General features: G+C 59.9%; 15 protein-coding genes. 6 read left to right on the top strand and 9 right to left on the bottom strand.

The genetic code is table 11. The features are described from left to right. Window positions 1-60: 60 nt before the first annotated feature. Both hexR and KGA96_RS02430 read left to right on the top strand, forming a co-directional pair. Entirely contained in the window at window positions 61-927 is an 867-nt protein-coding gene (hexR, locus tag KGA96_RS02435; RefSeq protein ID WP_007954250.1) for a transcriptional regulator HexR, read from the top strand. A 215-nt stretch (window positions 928-1,142) separates the two neighbouring features. After that, the gene (locus KGA96_RS02430; RefSeq protein WP_046038865.1) at window positions 1,143-1,352 is read left to right on the top strand and encodes a PA3496 family putative envelope integrity protein; all 210 of its coding nucleotides are present in this window, start codon (window positions 1,143-1,145) and stop codon (window positions 1,350-1,352) included. Here KGA96_RS02430 and KGA96_RS02425 read toward each other — a convergent pair. Beyond that, window positions 1,294-2,256, bottom strand: a complete 963-nt coding sequence (locus KGA96_RS02425; RefSeq protein ID WP_046038866.1) for a LysR family transcriptional regulator — start codon at window positions 2,254-2,256, stop codon at window positions 1,294-1,296. The genes KGA96_RS02430 and KGA96_RS02425 overlap by 59 nt on opposite strands. A 191-nt stretch (window positions 2,257-2,447) precedes the next feature. On the opposite strand from KGA96_RS02425, the gene KGA96_RS02420 reads away from it, so the two are divergent. Further along, complete coding sequence (locus KGA96_RS02420) at window positions 2,448-3,863, top strand: acetyl-CoA carboxylase biotin carboxylase subunit (protein WP_046038868.1); 1,416 nt, start codon at window positions 2,448-2,450, stop codon at window positions 3,861-3,863. 11 nt (window positions 3,864-3,874) lie between these two features. Further along, window positions 3,875-5,683: a sodium-extruding oxaloacetate decarboxylase subunit alpha gene (gene oadA / locus KGA96_RS02415; RefSeq protein ID WP_046038870.1), complete on the top strand. Its 1,809-nt coding sequence runs from the start codon at window positions 3,875-3,877 to the stop codon at window positions 5,681-5,683. A 108-nt stretch (window positions 5,684-5,791) separates the two neighbouring features. Here oadA and KGA96_RS02410 read toward each other — a convergent pair whose 3' ends face one another. From KGA96_RS02410 to KGA96_RS02400, 3 genes are read right to left on the bottom strand one after another with little or no spacing between them, the layout of a single operon-like run. After that, window positions 5,792-6,472 carry a GNAT family N-acetyltransferase gene (locus KGA96_RS02410; RefSeq protein WP_046038872.1) on the bottom strand — a complete coding sequence of 227 codons (681 nt, stop codon included), beginning with the start codon at window positions 6,470-6,472 and terminating at the stop codon, window positions 5,792-5,794. A gap of 16 nt (window positions 6,473-6,488) precedes the next feature. Continuing rightward, window positions 6,489-6,935 carry a GNAT family N-acetyltransferase gene (locus KGA96_RS02405; RefSeq protein WP_046038874.1) on the bottom strand — a complete coding sequence of 149 codons (447 nt, stop codon included), beginning with the start codon at window positions 6,933-6,935 and terminating at the stop codon, window positions 6,489-6,491. 10 nt (window positions 6,936-6,945) lie between these two features. Continuing rightward, the gene (locus KGA96_RS02400; RefSeq protein ID WP_046038875.1) at window positions 6,946-7,569 is read right to left on the bottom strand and encodes an FMN-binding negative transcriptional regulator; all 624 of its coding nucleotides are present in this window, start codon (window positions 7,567-7,569) and stop codon (window positions 6,946-6,948) included. A 92-nt stretch (window positions 7,570-7,661) separates the two neighbouring features. Here KGA96_RS02400 and KGA96_RS02395 point away from each other — a divergent pair, with 92 nt between their 5' ends. Continuing rightward, a complete protein-coding gene (locus tag KGA96_RS02395) occupies window positions 7,662-9,215 on the top strand; it encodes a PLP-dependent aminotransferase family protein (RefSeq protein ID WP_046038877.1) in 1,554 nt (517 codons plus the stop codon). 75 nt (window positions 9,216-9,290) lie between these two features. Here the strand turns inward: KGA96_RS02395 and KGA96_RS02390 are convergent, their stop codons facing one another. After that, entirely contained in the window at window positions 9,291-13,889 is a 4,599-nt protein-coding gene (locus KGA96_RS02390) for a DUF6543 domain-containing protein (RefSeq protein ID WP_223511492.1), read from the bottom strand. 500 nt (window positions 13,890-14,389) lie between these two features. Here KGA96_RS02390 and KGA96_RS02385 point away from each other — a divergent pair, with 500 nt between their 5' ends. Further along, complete coding sequence (locus KGA96_RS02385) at window positions 14,390-14,848, top strand: hypothetical protein (protein ID WP_185754755.1); 459 nt, start codon at window positions 14,390-14,392, stop codon at window positions 14,846-14,848. A 50-nt stretch (window positions 14,849-14,898) separates the two neighbouring features. Here KGA96_RS02385 and KGA96_RS02380 read toward each other — a convergent pair whose 3' ends face one another. From KGA96_RS02380 to KGA96_RS02365, 4 genes are all read right to left on the bottom strand, one after another. Next, window positions 14,899-15,999 carry a polyamine ABC transporter substrate-binding protein gene (locus KGA96_RS02380; protein ID WP_046038883.1) on the bottom strand — a complete coding sequence of 367 codons (1,101 nt, stop codon included), beginning with the start codon at window positions 15,997-15,999 and terminating at the stop codon, window positions 14,899-14,901. 15 nt (window positions 16,000-16,014) lie between these two features. Next, entirely contained in the window at window positions 16,015-17,043 is a 1,029-nt protein-coding gene (locus KGA96_RS02375; protein ID WP_046038884.1) for a histone deacetylase family protein, read from the bottom strand. Window positions 17,044-17,180: 137 nt separating this feature from the next. Next, window positions 17,181-18,179: an AraC family transcriptional regulator gene (locus KGA96_RS02370; protein WP_046038886.1), complete on the bottom strand. Its 999-nt coding sequence runs from the start codon at window positions 18,177-18,179 to the stop codon at window positions 17,181-17,183. Between the two features lie 162 nt (window positions 18,180-18,341). Further along, window positions 18,342-19,346: an asparaginase gene (locus tag KGA96_RS02365; protein ID WP_046038889.1), complete on the bottom strand. Its 1,005-nt coding sequence runs from the start codon at window positions 19,344-19,346 to the stop codon at window positions 18,342-18,344. Between the last annotated feature and the right edge of the window lie 3 nt (window positions 19,347-19,349).

Below are 19,349 nucleotides of genomic sequence, written 5' to 3'. Positions count from 1 at the left end.
TAGTATAACTACAAGCGTGCTACATCCCCGGCACCTGCCAATAACAAAGAGTCCAGCCCTTTGAACCTGCTGCAACACATCGCCCAGTCTCGCCACCTGTTACGCAAGTCGGAGCTCAAGGTCGCCGACCATGTGCTGCTTGATCCTGCGGCCGTGATGCACAGCTCCATGGCCGACCTGGCCCACAGCGTGGGCATCAGTGAACCGACCATCGTGCGTTTTTGCCGTGCCATCGGTTGTTCCGGCTTTCAGGACCTGAAGCTGAAGCTGGCCCAGAGCCTGGCGGCAGGTGCGAGTTTTGGTCAGTTTGCGATCCATGAGGATGACTCGGTCGCCGACTACAGCCTGAAAATTTTCGACACCACCCTGCACACGCTGATGGAGGTTCGCGAGAAGCTCGATCCGCTGGAACTGCAGCGGGCGGTGACGCTGATGTCCCAAGCCCAGCGTGTCGAGTTCTACGGCTTCGGCGCCTCCGGTGCGGTAGCGGCGGACGCCCAGCACAAGTTCTTCCGCTTGCTGCTCACCGCTGCGGCGTATTCCGACCCGCACATGCAGGCGATGTCGGCCGTGACACTCAAGCCAACCGACGTGGCGATCTGCATTTCCCAGTCCGGGCGTTCCAAGGACCTGCTGATCACCGCCAACCTGGTGCGCGAAAGTGGTGCCTCGTTGATCACCCTGTGCCCGAGCCAGACGCCGTTGGCCGAGTTGTCTACGGTCAATCTGGCGATCGATGTGCATGAAGACACTGAAATATATACGCCGCTGACTTCGCGTATCGCCCACCTGGTGGTGATCGACGTGCTGGCGATGGGCGTGGCCATGGCCCGTGGCCCGAGCCTGGTCAACCACCTCAAGAGCGTCAAGCGCAGCCTGCGCAGCTTGCGCTTGTCGCCCAAGTCGGTGAAGGCGTTGGACGATTGATTTCAAGGCTGGCACCGACCCTGTGGCGAGGGAGCTTGCTCCCGCTCGGCTGCGCAGCAGTCGCAAAATCCTAGGGTCGCTTCGCAACCCAGCGGGAGCAAGCTCCCTCGCCACGGCACCCAACAAACTTTCATCAGTCTGTAACGCCCAAGCCGCCAAACCGTCATCCCCCGCGCCTAGATTGAAACTCCCGTACTCGCCTTGGGAGACTCGAAATGGCCATGCCCTACGAAGAACGCAACAGCGCTGTCAAAACCCGCCGTCAGCAAGAAGATCAGCGCCGCATGGAATTCCGCCGCGCCATCGAAGATCGCTGCGAACGCCGTCAGCTACTGGCCGAAATTGGCGATTTTCCGGAGTTGGAACTCAATTTCTGGCAGGCATCTCCCTCGGCGTCCCGTCGAAACGCTCAACCAGCGCGCTGATCTGAATCCGTTCGCTGCGGATAAACGCCAGGAAGGCGTGAGCCACCGGTGACAGGCGTTTCGCCTTGGCCTGCACCAGGCACCAACTGCGAAACAGTGGAAGCTCTTCGACCGGTAGCTCGATCAGTCCACCGGTAGCCAGCTCAAGGCTCAGGGCGTGGCGCGTCAACAGCGCAACGCCCAGGCCTGCCAGCACACATTCACGCTGTGCTTCGGCAGACGAGACCTCCTGGGTCTGGTTGAAGTGCACGCGCTTCTCTTTGAAGTATTCTTCGCACGCCAGCCGCGTCCCGGAGCCCTGCTCACGCAGCAGCAGTGTGTAGGGCTCGAGATCCTGCAGGCGCAGCGGCCCCATATGACACAACGGGTGATCCGGTGGCGCCACGGCGACGATCGGGTTGTTCAGGAACGGCAGGAATTCCAGGCCCATGTCCTGAGGCACCATGGACATGATCACCAGGTCATCGCGGTTGTCCGACAGACGCCGAATGACCTGACCGCGATTGACCACCGTCAGTTGCAGGTTCACTTCCGGGTGCTGGCGTTTGAATGCGGCAAACAGATGCGGCACGAAATATTTGGCGCTGGATTCAATCGCCAGTTTCAGTTGCCCCTGCAACGAGCCCTGCATGTCCGACAGCTGCATGTCGAGGTTTTCCAGGCGCCCGAAAATATCCCGACTGGCCCGCTGTAACGCTTCAGCGGCTTCGGTCATGTAGAGTTTCTTGCCGACGTAATCGAACAAAGGCTGGCCAATCAGCTCTTCAAGTTGACGAATCTGTAGGCTGACGGCAGGTTGTGTGAGCGACATTTCCTCGGCCGCGCGGCTGTAGGACCGCAAATCACAGACCTCGTTGAAGATCTGCAATTGCCGCAAAGTCATACGCATCAATGACTTACGCATTATCTGGTCGCTCTCGTCGCTGGCTGGTGAATCAACTATAAGTCTTTACTTATGCACGACCCAATTTTTATTCATTTTTGTTAATCCCTTGTGGGCGCTAGTGTGGACCTGCGACCAAATTGAAACATTTGGTCACGCGTCGACCTGGGTCTAGCAGGTCGTGGGTACCACCGGCTCAAGGGAAACTCCAAGTGATAACAAAGATCCTGATCGCCAACCGTGGTGAGATTGCCGTACGAATCGTACGTGCCTGCGCCGAAATGGGCATTCGCTCGGTCGCGATCTACTCCGATGCCGACCGTCATGCCTTGCACGTCAAGCGTGCGGACGAGGCCCACAGCATTGGTGCCGAACCGCTGGCCGGTTACCTGAACCCGCGCAAGCTGGTGAACCTGGCGGTGGAAACCGGTTGCGATGCACTGCACCCCGGCTATGGCTTCCTTTCGGAAAACGCCGAGCTGGCGGAGATCTGCGCCGAACGCGGGATCAAATTCATTGGCCCGTCGGCTGAAGTCATTCGCCGCATGGGCGACAAGACCGAAGCCCGCCGCAGCATGATCAAGGCCGGCGTACCGGTGACCCCAGGCACCGAAGGCAACGTGTCGGGCATCGAAGAAGCCCTGACCGAAGGCGATCGCATCGGTTACCCGGTGATGCTCAAGGCTACTTCCGGTGGTGGCGGCCGCGGCATTCGTCGCTGCAACAGTCGTGAAGAACTCGAACAGGCTTTCCCGCGGGTCATTTCCGAAGCCACCAAGGCGTTCGGTTCGGCGGAAGTGTTCCTGGAAAAATGCATCGTCAATCCAAAGCACATCGAAGCACAGATTCTTGGCGACAGCTTCGGCAACGTGGTGCACCTGTTCGAGCGTGACTGCTCGATCCAGCGCCGTAACCAGAAGCTGATCGAGATTGCCCCGAGCCCGCAACTGACCCCTGAACAGCGCGCCTATATCGGCGACCTGTCGGTGCGCGCAGCCAAGGCCGTGGGCTACGAGAACGCCGGCACCGTGGAGTTCCTGCTCGCCGAGGGCGAGGTGTACTTCATGGAGATGAACACCCGGGTGCAGGTGGAACACACCATCACCGAAGAAATCACGGGCATCGACATTGTCCGCGAGCAGATTCGCATTGCGTCCGGCCTGCCGCTTTCGGTGAAACAGGAAGACATCCAGCACCGTGGTTTCGCCCTGCAATTCCGGATCAACGCCGAAGACCCGAAGAACAACTTCCTGCCGAGCTTCGGCAAGATCACCCGTTATTACGCACCCGGCGGTCCCGGCGTACGTACCGACACGGCGATCTATACCGGCTACACCATCCCGCCGTACTACGACTCCATGTGCCTGAAACTGGTGGTGTGGGCGCTGACCTGGGAAGAGGCGATGGACCGTGGCTTGCGCGCCCTCGACGACATGCGTCTGCAAGGGGTCAAGACCACCGCCGCGTACTACCAGGAAATCCTGCGTAACCCGGAATTCCGTAGCGGCCAGTTCAACACCAGCTTCGTTGAAAGCCACCCTGAACTGACCAACTACTCGATCAAGCGCAAACCCGAAGAGCTGGCCCTGGCCATCGCCGCCGCCATCGCCGCCCACGCAGGCCTGTGAGGAATAGAACAATGAGCAAGCAAATCCACGTTACCGACACGATCCTGCGCGACGCCCACCAATCGCTGCTCGCGACCCGCATGCGCACCGAAGACATGCTGCCGATCTGCGACAAGCTCGACAAAGTCGGCTACTGGTCGCTGGAGTGCTGGGGCGGCGCGACGTTCGACGCCTGCGTACGCTTCCTGAAAGAAGATCCGTGGGAGCGTCTGCGCCAACTGCGTGCCGCGCTGCCTAACACTCGCCTGCAAATGCTGTTGCGCGGTCAGAACCTGCTGGGCTACCGCCACTACAGCGACGACGTGGTCAAGGCCTTCGTCGCCAAGGCAGCGGTCAACGGCATCGACGTGTTCCGCATCTTCGACGCCATGAACGACGTGCGTAACCTGCGCGTGGCCATCGAAGCGGTGAAAGCCGCCGGCAAACATGCCCAGGGCACCATCGCCTACACCACCAGCCCGGTGCACACCATTGAGGCCTTCGTGAACCAGGCCAAGCAAATGGAAGCCATGGGTTGCGACTCGGTGGCGATCAAGGACATGGCTGGCCTGCTGACCCCGTACGCCACCGGCGAACTGGTCAAGGCTCTGAAAGCCGAGCAATCGCTGCCAGTGTTCATTCACTCCCACGACACCGCTGGCCTGGCTGCGATGTGCCAAATGAAGGCCATCGAAAACGGTGCCGATCACATCGACACCGCGATCTCCAGCTTCGCCTGGGGCACCAGCCACCCGGGCACCGAGTCGATGGTCGCCGCCCTTAAAGGCAGCGAGTTCGACACCGGCCTGAACCTGGAACTGCTGCAAGAGATCGGTCTGTACTTCTACGCCGTGCGCAAGAAGTACCATCAGTTCGAAAGCGAATTCACCGCCGTCGACACCCGTGTTCAAGTCAACCAGGTACCGGGCGGGATGATTTCCAACCTGGCCAACCAATTGAAAGAGCAGGGCGCACTCAATCGCATGAGCGAAGTGCTGGCCGAAATCCCGCGGGTTCGTGAAGACCTCGGCTTCCCGCCGCTGGTGACCCCGACTTCGCAGATCGTCGGCACCCAGGCGTTCTTCAACGTGCTGGCCGGCGAGCGCTACAAGACCATCACCAATGAAGTGAAGCTGTACCTGCAAGGTGGCTACGGCAAGGCGCCGGGCACCGTGAATGAACAACTGCGCCGCCAGGCCATCGGCAGCGAAGAAGTGATCGACGTTCGCCCGGCCGATCTGCTCAAGCCGGAAATGGCCAAGCTGCGTGCCGACATCGGCGCATTGGCCAAGTCTGAAGAAGACGTGCTGACCTTCGCCATGTTCCCGGACATCGGTCGCAAGTTCCTCGAAGAGCGTGCTGCGGGCACCCTGACGCCGGAAGTGCTGTTGCCGATTCCTGACGCCGGCGGCGTCGCCTCGGCTGGCGGCGAAGGCGTGCCAACCGAATTCGTCATCGACGTTCACGGCGAAACCTACCGCGTCGACATCACCGGTGTCGGCGTCAAGGCCGAAGGCAAGCGTCACTTCTACCTGTCCATCGACGGCATGCCGGAAGAGGTGGTGTTCGAGCCGCTCAACGAATTCGTCGGCGGCGGCGGCAGCAAGCGCAAGCAAGCCACTGCACCGGGTCACGTCAGCACCACCATGCCGGGCAACATCGTCGACGTGCTGGTCAAGGAAGGCGACACCGTAAAGGCCGGCCAGGCCGTGTTGATCACCGAAGCGATGAAGATGGAAACCGAAGTCCAGGCAGCCATCGCCGGTAAAGTCACCGCCATTCATGTGGCCAAGGGCGACCGGGTGAACCCGGGCGAGATCCTGATCGAGATCGAAGGCTGAGTTAACAGCCTCGATACAACGCTTTATACCTCGGGGGAGCATGTGCTCCCCTTTTTTTCGCCCGAAATTCAAATCGCAGTCTTCGCCGAAGGCTGCGGTTTTCTGGATTCAGGACTGTTGCGTTCTGCACTCCACCAACCCTTTAACCTGACCCGAGACGGTCTGGTTCTCATCGCTCAGCCACTTCTCGAACCCGGCGCCAATCACCGGCCATTCCGAGTCCAGGATCGAGTACCACGCGGTGTCCCGATTTTGCCCTTTGACCACCATGTGCTGGCGGAACACTCCCTCAAAACTGAAGCCCAGGCGCTCGGCCGCGTATTTGGAGCGGGCGTTGGCGTTGTTGCATTTCCATTCCAGGCGGCGGTAGCCCAGGGCAAAGGATTCCTTGGCCAACAGGTAAACCGCCTCGGTGCTTTTCGGCGAGCGCTGCATCGGCGCGCCGAAGGTGACGTGGCCGATTTCGATGCGGCCCTGGGCCGGGACGATGGACATCAGGCTGAGAAGGCCCTGGACCTCGCCGCTGGCGCGGTCGATCACGCTGAAGAAATACGGGTCGCTGCTGGCCGCGTGGTTGTTCAGCCAGTCGTTGAAGACGCTGCGCTCCGGGAAGGGGCCGTAAGGCAGGTAGTCCCAGAGTTTCGGGTCGGCACCGGGGCCTTGCAGGGCGTTGAACAGGTCGTCGCCGTGGCGCGCCGGGTCGAGTTTTTCCAGGCGGATGTAACGCCCTTCGATCAGTTGGGTCGTGGGGGCCGGGACGCCTTTCCAGTCGGCGAGTGAAATCGACATGCTGTTCTCCTTGAACCTAGATGGCTTTGCGAAACTGGATGAAACCCGGGCGTTCAGCGATGCGCTCGTAGAGCTGGATCGCGGTGGCGTTGGTTTCGTGGGTCAGCCAGTGGACCTTGTTGCAACCGTCGGCCTTGGCCGTGGCGTAGACGAACTCGATCAACTGGCGGCCGACGCCGGTGCCACGGGTTTCCGGGACCACCAGCAAGTCTTGCAGATAGCAGGAGTTTTCGATGGCCCAGTTCGAACGATGGTAGATGAAATGCACCATACCCACCGCTTTGCCGTCGGCCCAGGCGAGGGCGGCGTGGGTTGGCTCGCTCGGGTCAAGCATGCGCTGCCAGGTGTTATGGGTAACGGCCTCCGGCAATTCGGTTTTGTAGAAGCGCAGGTAGGCCTGCCACAGCGGCAACCAGGCCGCGTGATCACCGGCGGTGACTTGGCGAATGTCGATTTGACTCATGGTGACTTCCTTAGCGCATCAATTGGGCGAGGGTTTGGTCGTTGAAGTCGGGGCTGGCGGCCAGGCCTTCGCGCACGCCGGCGATATCGGCGGGGCTGCGGTTCTGGCTGAGCTTGCGCTTGCCTTCCAGTCGGTCGATGGGAATGGCGAAACCGACAATGGCCTTGAGCATGCCGTCGATGTAATCGGCGGGGGCATCGGCCACTGACCACGGTTGGGCGCGGCCAGCTTCATGGCGATCGGTGAGGGTGCTGACGATGTCGAGCAGCCGCCCGCCATCGCTGAAGGTTTCGGCTCGGCCATAGGCGTGTACGGCGACGTAGTTCCAGGTTGGCACGACTTTGCCGTGTTCGGCCTTGCTCGGGTAGAAACCAGGGCTGACGTAGGCGTCGGCACCGGCAAAAATCAGCAGGGCTTCGGCGCCGTCGCGCAGGTCTTTCCACTGTGGATTGGCTTTGGCCAGATGCCCGTACAACGTGCCGTTCGAGCCTTGTTCGCAATGCAGCAGCACCGGTACATGGCTGGCTTGCAGGCCGCTTTCACCGTGGGTCACCAATATGGCGAGACGGGTGGCGAGGATCAGTTCATGCAGTTGGGACAACTCGTCGATGGCAAAAGCACGTGGCGTGTACATGGAGATATTTTCCTTGGCGAATGCCTGCATCCTAGGCAGGCTATTGGTCTGTTGTAAGAGCCATTAATGACAAATTTCATGGGTCCATTGCGATGACTAGCGAACCACTGTCCCTGACCTTCAACCCCGCAGGTATCGAACTTGATCGTCGCCAGGGGCTGAGTCGTCAGCTCTACCAGGCATTGCGCACGCGTGTGTTGGACGGGCGACTGACCAGCGGTACGCGTCTGCCTGCCAGTCGTGATCTGGCAGCAGCGTTGGCAATTTCCCGTAACAGCGTGGTGCGCGCCTACGATCAGTTGTACGCCGAAGGGTTTATCGAAGGGCGAGTAGGCGACGGGACTTATGTCGCGCAATTGCCCCAGGCAACCGTGCCGGCAAAAAAACTATCCACAAAAGTGTCCACAGGGTTTTCAACAGGGTTACCCACAGCCTTATCCACAAATTGGCTCGATTTACCTGTGGATTCATCCAGTAAAGTTATCCACAACGACCCGTTGACCCGGGTCAAAAACAACCATTTGGCCACACCGCCGAGCGGTCCGCCCCGGGCATTTCGGGTCGGTGTTCCGGCGTTCGATCTGTTTCCATTCGAGGTCTGGGCCAAGCTGAATGCGGCTTTCTGGCGCAAACCGGATTTTCAACAGTTGTGCTACGGCGACCCGGCCGGCGATGCACGCTTGCGCGGGATGATCGCCGCGTATTTGCGCAGCTCCCGTGGCATGCAGTGCACAGCTGAACAAATTCTGATCACCAGTGGCGCGCAGCAGGGAATCAGCCTTTGTGCACAGTTGCTGGTGGAGCCCGGTGACGGGGTGGCGATTGAAAATCCGGGGTATCGGGCGGCCGGCCATGCCTTCGCCGTGGCGGGCGCTCGGCTGCACGGGGTAACGGTGGACAGCGAGGGCATCAATTGCAGCGAACTGTCAGCACTCGATGATTGTCGGCTGGCCTACGTCACGCCGTCCCACCAGTATCCCACCGGCGTGGTCATGAGCCTGGCGCGACGCTTGGAGCTGCTGGCCTGGGCCGAGCGCACCCAAGGCTGGATCGTCGAGGATGACTACGATGGCGAGTACCGCTACAGCGGCGCGCCACTGGCGCCTTTGGCTGCGCTCGATCGTCACGGGCGGGTGTTGTATGTCGGCACGTTCGGCAAGGTCGCGTTTCCGGCGTTGCGTCTTGGTTATCTGGTGCTGCCGCCGGGGCTGGTGCAGGCCTTTGCGCAGCGACGTGCGGTGGACGTGCGGCACTCCGAAGTCAGCACCCAAGCGGTGATGGCCGAGTTCATGGCGGCTGGGCATTTTCAGCGGCACATAAGGCGCATGCGGCGTGCGGCGCTGAGTCGGCGCAACACCTTGCTCAATGGTTGGCCGCAGGATATTCCAGGCGTCGGCAAGCTGCCCACCGTTGCCGCGGGACTGCACATGACCGTGCCGGTCGACAGCGTGGCCCGTGAACGCGAGCTGATCGAGTTGGCGAGCAGTGTCGATGTCGAGGTCAACGGCTTGAGCAGTTATTGGCTGCCGGAGTCCGCAACCCCGATGGATCAACGCGCCGGTCTGGTGCTGGGTTTTGCCGCAGTGCCCGAAAAGGCCATTGAGGCGGCGCTGCAACGGTTGCGGGCGGTGTGGCGTGCCGGCTGAAGCGCGCGGATTGGCGGTCCACGCGCTTATGGGCTTCCCGGTGTTGAACCAGGAGGCCAATTGGCGCTCCCGGGTTTACGAGAAGAACAGCGCACGAGCCAGTTGCGGGCTGATCTGGCTGCGATAGATGGCGATCACTTGTGGGTTGGTGGTGGCCGAGCGAGGGTCGTATGTGCCGGTCAGCAGTCGCTGATCCCGCAGTTTCAGATGTGCAGCGGTGAAGGCGTCGACCGGTGCGTCATGGCTGGCATAGTGGAAATGCGCATACCACAGCACTTGCTGGTTTCGACGCTCGCGAATTTCATATTCCTGCATGTAATCCTTGCGTAGGCCTTTGAGTCGGCGTCGATCACCGCTGCGCACAATGTAGACTTCATTTTTGCTTCGCAGCCACTGGACGCGGGTGGCCGTGGGTGGTTGCTGTTTGGTCATATCGATGCGTATCCGTTGACCCTCGGCGTACAGTCGATCATGTGCCTGGTTCAACTCCGCAGCCAGCTCTGTCGCGGCAACTTCGGGTTCATCGGTGCTGTTGGAGCTGATCAGGGATTGCTCCAGGGTCCTGGCACTCTGGTCGAAATGGTCGGCTTTTTGCTGGAACAGTTCCTCGACTTCAACCGGGATGCGACCGGGCTTTTTGGCACTCGCTTCGTTTTGCTGGATAAAGCTTTCCAGACCATCGAGCAGTGTCCGGCCATGGGCAATTTGAGTGTCGAGTGCCGGTGCTGGAATCGTCGGACGGCGACGTCTGGCCGGAACCCGTTCAAGCCAGACCCCGGGTGTTTTTTCGTGAAAGGTGGCGATGACTTTGCCGGTCATGGGCGCGCGCACATCAAGCAGAATCGGCTCTCCCGGTGCAGCGGAACGTACTTCGCCCACGACTGTGCCATTGAAGCGTGTTTTCACCACTCGTTTGCGCGATGCAGGTACAGGCCTGGAGGGTCCGGGGCGGGGTTCCTTGGGTGGTTCCTCTCGTAGCAACTGTGCCAGGTAGCCCTCGGTGTCCTGCTGGAATTCGCTGACCCGTTTGCGCAAGTGCTTGAGCGGTTGTTCCTGTACTGCATCCTTGTGGTTGACGGTGAAGTCTTCGAAGGACTGATCGATGGCCTCGAACTGTTCAAGCATGCCGCTGAGGGCCTCGATGCGTTCACCTGCCACCCAGGTGCTTTCTTGCAGCATCAGCTCTTGCGAGGTCTGGATAACCAGATTGGTCGTGTCGAGCAGGCGTGCGAATTCGTTTCGGGCTTCGGTCAACGCAACGCTGTCACCTTCTTTGAGGCATACCTCGCGGGCTAGCGAAACCTGAAGCGCCTTGAGATCGTTCAAGCTGTAAGTCGGCAGTTTGGCTCTGTAGGTGCTGACCATTTCCGCAGCACTTCTACCCAGTCGACCCATCTCTTGGAATCGTGATTGAGCAAACTCGATTTTGCCGATCATGCCCTCGGTCAGGTCGATCATTTTTTGATAGGTCGCATGGTCGCCAGCCCCGCCTGCCGTTTCTTCAGCTTCCAGCAGCGCCAGGGTCTCCTGCAGGGTTTGGGTGAAGACTGGACTTTTTTGATCGAGCCATGTCTGGTTGAAATACAGCTGGGTGCCGAGCATCTCGACCATATCGGTGCGGAAACTGGAAACCGTATCGAGCAGGTTCAGCGATTTCAATTGTTCAATGGGGGCCGCGTATTGGTCGGTGCGCCGATCGAGTTTCTCGAGGAACTGCTGTTGAATGGCAGGCCGCGTCTCGTCGCTGGCGGCCTTCATTTGGTTGTAGGCATCCGTCAGTTCTGTGCGTGCGCTTTCGCGCTCGTTTTTGAATTCTGCCAACTGTTGTTTGAGCTCGGTGACGCGCTGGCGATTCTGTTGTTTCAATGCCTTGCGTCGACTCGACAAACCACCGCCCCGCAGACGCAGGCGTGTATCGACGAACCAATCACCCCGCTGATTGCTGATCAATGCAGGGCCGCTGCGTAGAGGCTGTTGCCGTGAGTCGATAATCGATACCTCACCGGTTTCCTCAACCGCCACTTCGAACCAGCGCTCACCGACCGGGGCGTAGTACCTGGTCCCGTGGCGATAGAGGTGGCGGTAGACACCGTTGTTGCTGTCGGGTGGGGTGAGTGGTTCGGGTCTGGTGATGTTGAAGCGGTCCAGGGTTTTCGCCAGGCTCAGGGCGGCACCTGTCAGCACGGATATTCGATGCTGTGAAGAAGCAGCTTCGCCGACGATATCGGGCACCTGAACAACGACAACAGGGGGGGATGCCGGTTTTTCCTCAACCTCGGTCGCTACCGTTGGCGAGGGCCTTTCCTCGATTCTGCGGGCAGTCGCATGGTGCGTACTGGCGTGATGGGCGAGCACCATGGCCAGGGTCAACAGCAGGTCGGTCATCGCTGTTTTCTGCTGTTGTCGGTCACCGTTCTCGCCGGTGTCCACGGTTTGTTGCAGGTCATCCAGTACCTGCCAGATCCAGGCGGCCGTGCCGACGGTGCGGCCGAGAAAGGGCAGCGCCGCGTTTAGAATCATCCACGCCGCTTGCTTGAAAGTCGCCCAGCGATTCTGCGCATTGGACACCGATTGCCGTTGCGCCAGTTCGACCAGCGCGTTGACGTTGGCCTTGAACAAGTTGGCCAGGTAATCAGACGCGACGACTCCGGTCCCCAGGGAAAGCGTGCCGCCCATCTGCAGCGGGGTCAGTGGGTCAGCCAGGAGTTGCGAGAGGGACCAGACCGAAGGCCGGTCACCGGTGAACACATAGTTCGCGTAGTTGGCGCGTACGCCATCCGGCAACCAGGCGAGCACCGATTGACGCAGTGTCGGCGTGTGTTTGATGGCATAGATCAGGTTGGCCGCTGTCGGGTACTGGCTCAATGGCTGGTCGAGCAGTGGTCGGTAGAGCAGGCAAGGGCCTTTGTCCATCTGCCGTGGGCCGATCACGAACATGTTGGTCACTTCGTCTGCAGAGGCATTGAGGCGCCAGCCGGGATTGAACGCCAGTGGGCGAATGACAACTTCCTGGCCATCCACCCAGCGGTTGGCATCAAGCACTTGGACCACGGCCGCGACATAACGGTAACCCCGTTCATCAATCCCGCCCTGTGCGCGAATCTTTTGCTGCAATGCCAGAAGCGGTAGCTCGACTCGTAAGTGGCTGGTGAACAGATTCTGGCGCCGCAGGCTCTCAAGTTGGTCGTCGAGCAGCTTGTTTTTGATCAGAGTCGGGTAGGTCTGGCCGATGTCGACGCTGGTGATCAACGCCTCCAGGTAACTCACCGTCAACCATGCCGGCAGTGCTGTGGCGCTGGTGCTGCGCACGGTTTTGTTGCCCAGCGGCAGGGCAATCAGGTTTTGCAGTGCCAGGTCGACCAGGCTCAGCGTGGTGCGCTCGGGCTCGACCAGCGGCACGAAGGCGCCCCAGACCACCACGCTATCGACCACGATCTCGATGTCCGCCAGATTCAGCTGTGCGGCATCGGCGTGCTCTTTGAGCATGGCATCGCGCAGCTGATCCAGGGCGAACTCGCGGATTGGCTTGATCCCGTCCTGAAACGACTGACCAGCGTTCTGATTCTGTACTTGTGCCAGATCCATCAGGTGACGGCTGTAAGCGGTGAGATCGCTGGACGAAGCGCTGGCCATCCAGTCCGGCAATGCTTGCTCAACCCGATTGAATCGAGAGGGTTTTTGTTTGTCCTTTGGGTCGAGTTCGTTCGTTGAGCGACTGATGTGCGGTGCCAGGTCGGGATTCACTGCAGCGGTATCGTTCGCCAGGGCGCCAATCGAGTCCGCCTGCAGGGCAATCAGGTTGCACGCCAGATGGTCAAAGTAATTGCCCTCCGGCTCGATCAGGCGCCATTGCAGGGCGCTTCGGGGTGCCGGTCCATCGGTGTACGTCAGCAAGGATTCGCCCAGTTCCTGCAACGAGTCGTATGTCTGAAATCCGTGGGTAATGGTGTGAGTAATGATGAGGTTGTGGGTGCTTTGGGTTCCGATCAGTACCGCCATGTCGAGGATGTTGAGGTGAGTCGAGACGCCGCCGCTCAAGCCGTCGAGGTCTATCAGGCATGCCCGCGAATGATAGGGGTCGTGAGGCCCGCGCGTGCTTTTGTCCGGGTCAGCGAACAGGTTGCGGGCCATAGCGTAACGGTCAGTGTCCCAGTTCGTGTTCGATTCGATGTTCCACAGTTCGCGCAGTGAGTTGGACAAGCTTTTCCACCGTGGCGCGGACGCTCGGGTGTACTGGTTCCAGTAGTCGACCTGTTGCTCTTGAAACGCGACAAACAGCAGCGGCGCCAACTCGTTGAGCAGCCGTCCGATGGCATCGATTCTGACGGGCAGTTGCGCCGGAGTCGGTTTCAGCGGTTGCAGCGTCAGGTAGTGCTCGCCATCGAGGTAGACCACGGGGGTGGCCTCTACACCATGGCGTACCAGCGCGTCGGTCAACGATTCAAAGCGGCGTGGTCCTGGGACGACACGCTGGTCATGAAAGCTCCAGGTCGGGGTAACCACCATGGCCAGGCGCGGGTCGATGTGCAGGTCCGGGTAGAGCGCTCTCAGGGCCGGTTGCAATGCATGGGTGGCGACCTCCCTGATCGAGGGGCCTGCCACCAATTGGGTAAGCAAGGCGTCCTGATCGGCTGAGAGATCGGGTGCGGAAGGAGAGGTGGAAGTATCGGGCATGGGTCACATCCTTTGTGGGGGCTGGCACTGTTGAGCGTTCGGTGTGCGATCCCCTGCAAGGTAGTGACGGGCAGGACGGCGTTGGCGGTAAATAAATATTGTGGGCAAAAAAAGACGTGCGCAAACGCAGGTCTTGATAACGACGGGGGCCGCGGATCGCCAGGTCGATCAATTCCGTGGCGTCCTTGTTCGGGTTCGGGTTCGGGTAACCCACTACGTCGTGGCCAGACGTACATAGTTAAACGTCGAAGTTGTGGTTGTGGTTGTGGTTGTGGTTGTAGTTGTAACAAAGTTATATGAAACACTTTCAGGATTGACCGGGCGCATCAATGCGCATAAATAATTATTGCGTAACGGAGGAAGTACTTGCGCTAGCGAAATCGATAATTGCTGTCGTATCTCCTTGTTGCCGTTTTTTAAGTTTATTTATCATTCGACCCTATGAAGTCATGACCTGAATTCTGGCGTTTTTTTGCTTGGGCTCATCAAGGAATATTTCTATGAAACATTTACACGCAAAGTGCCTGAAAGCAGCACTGGAAGCAACGAGGTGCCAGGGCCTGCGGCAGGTAACGGGCGACCACTTTACTGCAACGATTGATGGTGCTGCCTTTAACGCCGACGACGTTCAAGGTTTTATCAGTTTTGGTGTAAAGATTGTGGTGGGAGTCATTAATGAGGGAAATAATCGGCGATATATATCCGTGGCGGCGGATGAAGATCTTGGTGACGGAGAGCATGATGTAAGTCTCGATGGAAAAGTCACCATCGGCTATATGATAGAAAATGCCGGGGAGCCGACTCTGGAATATCCTGCGGAGTCTGGTCGAGCTCATATTTGTTGTGAAGGTAATCGGCAGGAATTCTCTGGCTCTTTCAATGTAACATTGATTGACGAATCGCCTTACAAAGAAATTGAAGCAACTTTCAAAGTGACCAATTTGCATCGCCTGGCCTGAGTTTGAACAATAAAACCTCCTGCCAGCAACGGCAGGAGGTTTTTCTGATCTCAAGTCCCGGACTTGATCTTGGTCCAGGCCCGGGTCCGCGCACGTTCGGCATCGCGCGGCAGCGGTTGCAGGGTGTAGAGCGTGCCCATCGCCGCATCGGTCGGGTACAGGTTGGGATTGTTGCGAATCGCCGGGTCGACCAGTTCCGTGGCGTCCTTGTTCGGGTTCGGGTAGCCGACGAAGTCACTGACCGGCGCAATCACCTGCGGCTGCAGCAGGTAGTTGATGAAGGTGTAGGCGTCTTCGGGATTTTTCGCCCCCTTCGGAATCGCCAGCATGTCGAACCAGATCGGCGCGCCTTCCTTCGGCAAACGCATGTCGACGACTACACCGTTCTTGGCTTCCTTGGCGCGGTTGGCGGCTTGCGAGAAGCTGCCGGAATAACCGACTGCGACACAGATGTCGCCGTTGGCAATGTCGGCCATGTACTTGGACGAGTGGAAGTAGGTGATATACGGACGAATCTTCATCAGCAGTGCTTCAGCCTTGTCGTAGTCCGCAGGCTTCTTGCTGTTGGGGTCCAGGCCGAGGTGTTGCAGGGCCAGCGGCAAGATCTCCGAGGGAGAGTCGAGCAGGGCGACGCCGCACTGCTTGAGCTTGCTGATGTTCTCTTCCTTGAAGATCAGGTCCCAGCTGTCTACGGGGGCGTCGGCGCCCAAGGCGGCCTTGACCTTGTCCGGGTTGAAGCCGATGAGGATGGTCCCGTACATGTACGGCACGGCGAACTTGTTGCCCGGGTCGTTGGCCTCGATCAGCTTCATCAGCTTGGGATCGAGGTGGTTCCAGTTCGGCAGCTTGCTGCGGTCCAGGGGCTGGAATACCCCGGCTTCGATTTGCTTGGCGAGGAACACGTTGGACGGCACCACCACGTCGTAGCCGGAGTTGCCGGTCAGCAGCTTGGCCTCCAGCGCTTCGTTGGTGTCGAAGATGTCGTAGACCAGTTTGGACTGGGCGTTCTGGGCCTTGAAGTCTTCCAGGGCCTTGGGCGTGATGTAGTCGAACCAGTTGTAGACGCGCAAGGTTCGCTCTTCAGCGTGTGCAGTGCCACTGATTAGCGTGGCGCACAGGGCTGGAAAAATAAAACGCTTAAGATTTTTCATTCTTCTACTTCCTCATTAAGCGCTTTCAAAACCTTCGAGAACGTTCACGGCATTGATGCCGATTTCTTCCACGGCATAGCCGCCTTCCATGACGAACAGCGTGGGTTTGCCGAGCGCCGCGATGCGCTTGCCCATGGCCAGGTAATCCGGGCTGTCGAGTTTGAATTGCGAGATCGGATCGTCCTTGAAGGTATCGACGCCCAGGGACACCACGATGATGTCGGCGCCGTAGCTTTCGATCTCTTTGCAGGCTTGTTCCAGCGCTGCGCTCCAGGTGTCCCAGCCTGAACCGGCGGCCAGCGGATAGTTGAAGTTGAACCCTTCGCCAGCGCCTTCGCCGCGTTCATCTTCATAGCCGAGGAAGAACGGGAACTCGGCTTCCGGGTGACCGTGGATCGAGGTGAACAGCACGTCGCCGCGCTCGTAGAAAATCGACTGGGTGCCGTTGCCGTGGTGGTAGTCGACGTCGAGGATCGCGACTTTTTTGTGGCCCTGATCGAGGAACGCCTGGGCGGCGATGGCGGCGTTGTTGAGGTAGCAATAACCACCCATCAAATCGCTGGCGGCGTGGTGTCCCGGTGGACGGCACAGGGCGAAAGCAGAACGGGCGCCGCGCTGGATTTCCGCTTGGGCGGTGAGGGCAACTTGTGCTGCGCTGTACGCCGCTTGCCAGGTGCCGGCAGTGATCGGGGCGCCGCCGTCGAAGCTGTAATAACCGAGCTGGCCGTGCAGGCTGGTGGGTTTGACCTGGCGTAAGGTGCGGGACGGCCAGGTGTAGGGCAGCAGGTCACCGTCGGTGTTGAATTCGGTCCAGCGTGTCCAGGCACCCTTGAAGAAATCGAGGTAGTCGCGACTGTGAATGCGCGCGATGGGCTCCAGGCCGAAATTCTTTGGCGCTTCGACTGGACCAAGGTTCTGGTTCTGCACGCGTTGCAGCACATGATCGGCGCGCGATGGCATCTCGAAGCACGGCTTGAGCTGGCCGTCGATGAGTTCGCAGCGGCCATGGTGCAGGTGGTGATCGTCAGAGTAGATCGTCAGCATTTCTTGTTCTCCGCAGGGCTGATTCGGTTGCCCCCAGTGTTGCGGCGCACGGCGAATCGGAGAACGGCAGGAAAGGCCAAAAGGGGATCGATATGGCCAAAACATTTGACCGAAATTCGCCCCTTGCTCCCGCAGGATTATCCGTGTGGCCGAAACTGGCTGGGCGCCACACCACTCCAGCGCACAAACGCATGGCGAAAACTCGCGGTCTCGCTGAAGCCCAACGCCTCGGCAATCTGATAGATCGGCAATTGATCTTCGCAAAGCATTTGCTTGGCCTGCTCGAAGCGCAGTTCGTCGAGCAGTTCCTGATAGCTGCAACCCATGTCCTTGAGATGCCGGCGCAAGGTCCGCGCCGAACAGTTCATTTGCTCGGCCAGCCCCTCTAGCCCGGGCGCGGCATTCAATTGCGCGCTGAGCAATTGGCGGATCCGTCCCAGCCAGGCTTGGCGTCCGGTGAACTCGATATTCTGTTTGCGGCAGCGTTCGGCCATGGCTTGATGGGTGATGACATCGGCCAGTGGCAGTGGCTGGTCGAGCCAGCGCTTGTCGAAGGCGAAGGCGTTGTTCCTCGCGCTGAAGTGCACTGGGCAGTTGAAGTGTTCGGCGTAGGTCGCTTCGTAGTCGGGCGCGGCATGTTCGAAGCGTGCGCCGAGCAAGGGCAGGGAATGGCCGAGCAGATCGTCGCAGGTGACTTTCAGCGACACCAGGCAGAACTCGGCGTTGAACACCGCCATGGCCGGGCTCTCGCGGTAATCGGCGGCGGCGAACCAGATGCGCTCGCCATCGTCTTCCAGGCTCAGTTCGAAAAGTGTTCCCAGCAGCGCCGGATAGCGCATTGCCAGACGCAAAGCGTCACCGAAGGTGGCACTGGTGAGCAGGGCGTAACCGAGCATGCCGTAGCAGGAAACGTGCATCCGCCGACCCAGTTCCAGGCCGATGTCACGCTTGAGGGCAACGGCGTTGGCACAGACCTGCATTTCCTGATTGGTGGTGATGCGCGTGTCGGCACGGTTCAGATCCGCCGCACTGATGCCGCTACCGGCCAGCAGCGCTTCGCTGGACAAGCCTTGTGCCTTGAAGGCATCGAGCACCAGGGAGACCGCGTTGAGCGTGGTGAGGTGGGAGTGGAGCATGAGGACTTCCAGCCTTGGGATGGCTGGAGCGCAGCAAGTTGTATGCCGGGTGATGCCCCCTGTGGGAGCGAGCCTGCTCGCGATAGCGATCTACCATTCACATTGATGTGACTGATCCACCGTTATCGCGAGCAGGCTCGCTCCTACAAGTGTGGTGTGGTGTCAGCTCAGTTCGCCGCACAGGTCGAGTTCGACAAGCCGACGGACTTCGCCCGTTTCAAGCCCCGCACCCAACAACCCATGCAATTTGCCGAACGCCGCTTCACGGGTCATGCCGCCACCGGACAACACGCCCACACCGCGCAAGCGACTGCCGGCTTCATAGACGTCCAGTTCAACCCCGCCTTCGTGGCATTGCGTGACGGCTGCCACGACCACGCCGTTGTCCCGCGCACGTGCGAGGCTGGCGAGAAACCCGGGGTTGTCGCTCGGGCCGGTGCCGCTGCCGTAGCACTCCAGCACCAGGCCCTGAATGCCGCTGTCGAGCAAACCATCCAGCACCTCGGCGCTGATGCCGGGAAACAGCGGCAGCACCGCGACGTTCGCCAATTGTTTGGGCTGGTTGTAATTCAGCTGCGACGGAACCGAAGTCGCCTTCACTCCGCCGCCATGACGCTCCAGGCGCTTGAACGGATGCCGACCAAAACTGCGCACTTTGGCGCAACGGGTCGGGTCCAGCAGTTCGCCGTGGAAGTACAGATGCACGCCCGGCGCCAGGCCCTGGCCCAGTGCAACCAGCGCACCGCCGAGGTTTTCCCAGGCGTCGCTGTCAGTGACGCCGGCCGGCAGCATCGAGCCGGTGAAGCACACGCGGGCATGCAGGCCGAGCAACTGGAAACTCATGGCGGCCGCGCTGTAGGCCAGGGTGTCGGTGCCATGCAGGATCAGCACGCTGTCGCAGCCCTGAACATCCACCGCATCGACCACTGCTTCACGCAACTGCTGCCAGTACGTCGGCGTCATGTTGGCGCTGTCGATAAGCGGCGACATCTCGCGAAAGCGCCATTGCGGCACCACCAGTTCAGGCTGGCTGTGCAGATAGTCGCGCATTCGCGCTTCGAAGCCCGACGCCGGAGCCAGGCCGTTGGCACTGGCCTGCATGCCGATGGTGCCGCCGGTGTAGAGCACCATCACGTGCTGGGCGGCAGGGTAGGTCGACGAATTCATGAG

It is taken from the genome of Pseudomonas sp. GL-R-26 (assembly GCF_019947365.1).
In the GTDB taxonomy this organism is placed as follows: domain Bacteria; phylum Pseudomonadota; class Gammaproteobacteria; order Pseudomonadales; family Pseudomonadaceae; genus Aquipseudomonas.
This window is presented reverse-complemented; position numbering and strand designations above follow the sequence as displayed.

Bases quoted from the DNA above. Each gene is read 5' to 3' on its own strand.
- KGA96_RS02430 (WP_046038865.1), top strand. From the start codon at position 1,143: ATGGCCATGCCCTACGAAGAACGCAACAGCGCTGTCAAAACCCGCCGT.
- KGA96_RS02425 (WP_046038866.1), bottom strand. From the start codon at position 2,256: ATGCGTAAGTCATTGATGCGTATGACTTTGCGGCAATTGCAGATCTTC.
- oadA (WP_046038870.1), top strand. From the start codon at position 3,875: ATGAGCAAGCAAATCCACGTTACCGACACGATCCTGCGCGACGCCCAC.
- KGA96_RS02410 (WP_046038872.1), bottom strand. From the start codon at position 6,472: ATGTCGATTTCACTCGCCGACTGGAAAGGCGTCCCGGCCCCCACGACC.
- KGA96_RS02405 (WP_046038874.1), bottom strand. From the start codon at position 6,935: ATGAGTCAAATCGACATTCGCCAAGTCACCGCCGGTGATCACGCGGCC.
- KGA96_RS02400 (WP_046038875.1), bottom strand. From the start codon at position 7,569: ATGTACACGCCACGTGCTTTTGCCATCGACGAGTTGTCCCAACTGCAT.
- KGA96_RS02395 (WP_046038877.1), top strand. From the start codon at position 7,662: ATGACTAGCGAACCACTGTCCCTGACCTTCAACCCCGCAGGTATCGAA.
- KGA96_RS02390 (WP_223511492.1), bottom strand. From the start codon at position 13,889: ATGCCCGATACTTCCACCTCTCCTTCCGCACCCGATCTCTCAGCCGAT.
- KGA96_RS02385 (WP_185754755.1), top strand. From the start codon at position 14,390: ATGAAACATTTACACGCAAAGTGCCTGAAAGCAGCACTGGAAGCAACG.
- KGA96_RS02380 (WP_046038883.1), bottom strand. From the start codon at position 15,999: ATGAAAAATCTTAAGCGTTTTATTTTTCCAGCCCTGTGCGCCACGCTA.
- KGA96_RS02375 (WP_046038884.1), bottom strand. From the start codon at position 17,043: ATGCTGACGATCTACTCTGACGATCACCACCTGCACCATGGCCGCTGC.
- KGA96_RS02370 (WP_046038886.1), bottom strand. From the start codon at position 18,179: ATGCTCCACTCCCACCTCACCACGCTCAACGCGGTCTCCCTGGTGCTC.
- KGA96_RS02365 (WP_046038889.1), bottom strand. From the start codon at position 19,346: ATGAATTCGTCGACCTACCCTGCCGCCCAGCACGTGATGGTGCTCTAC.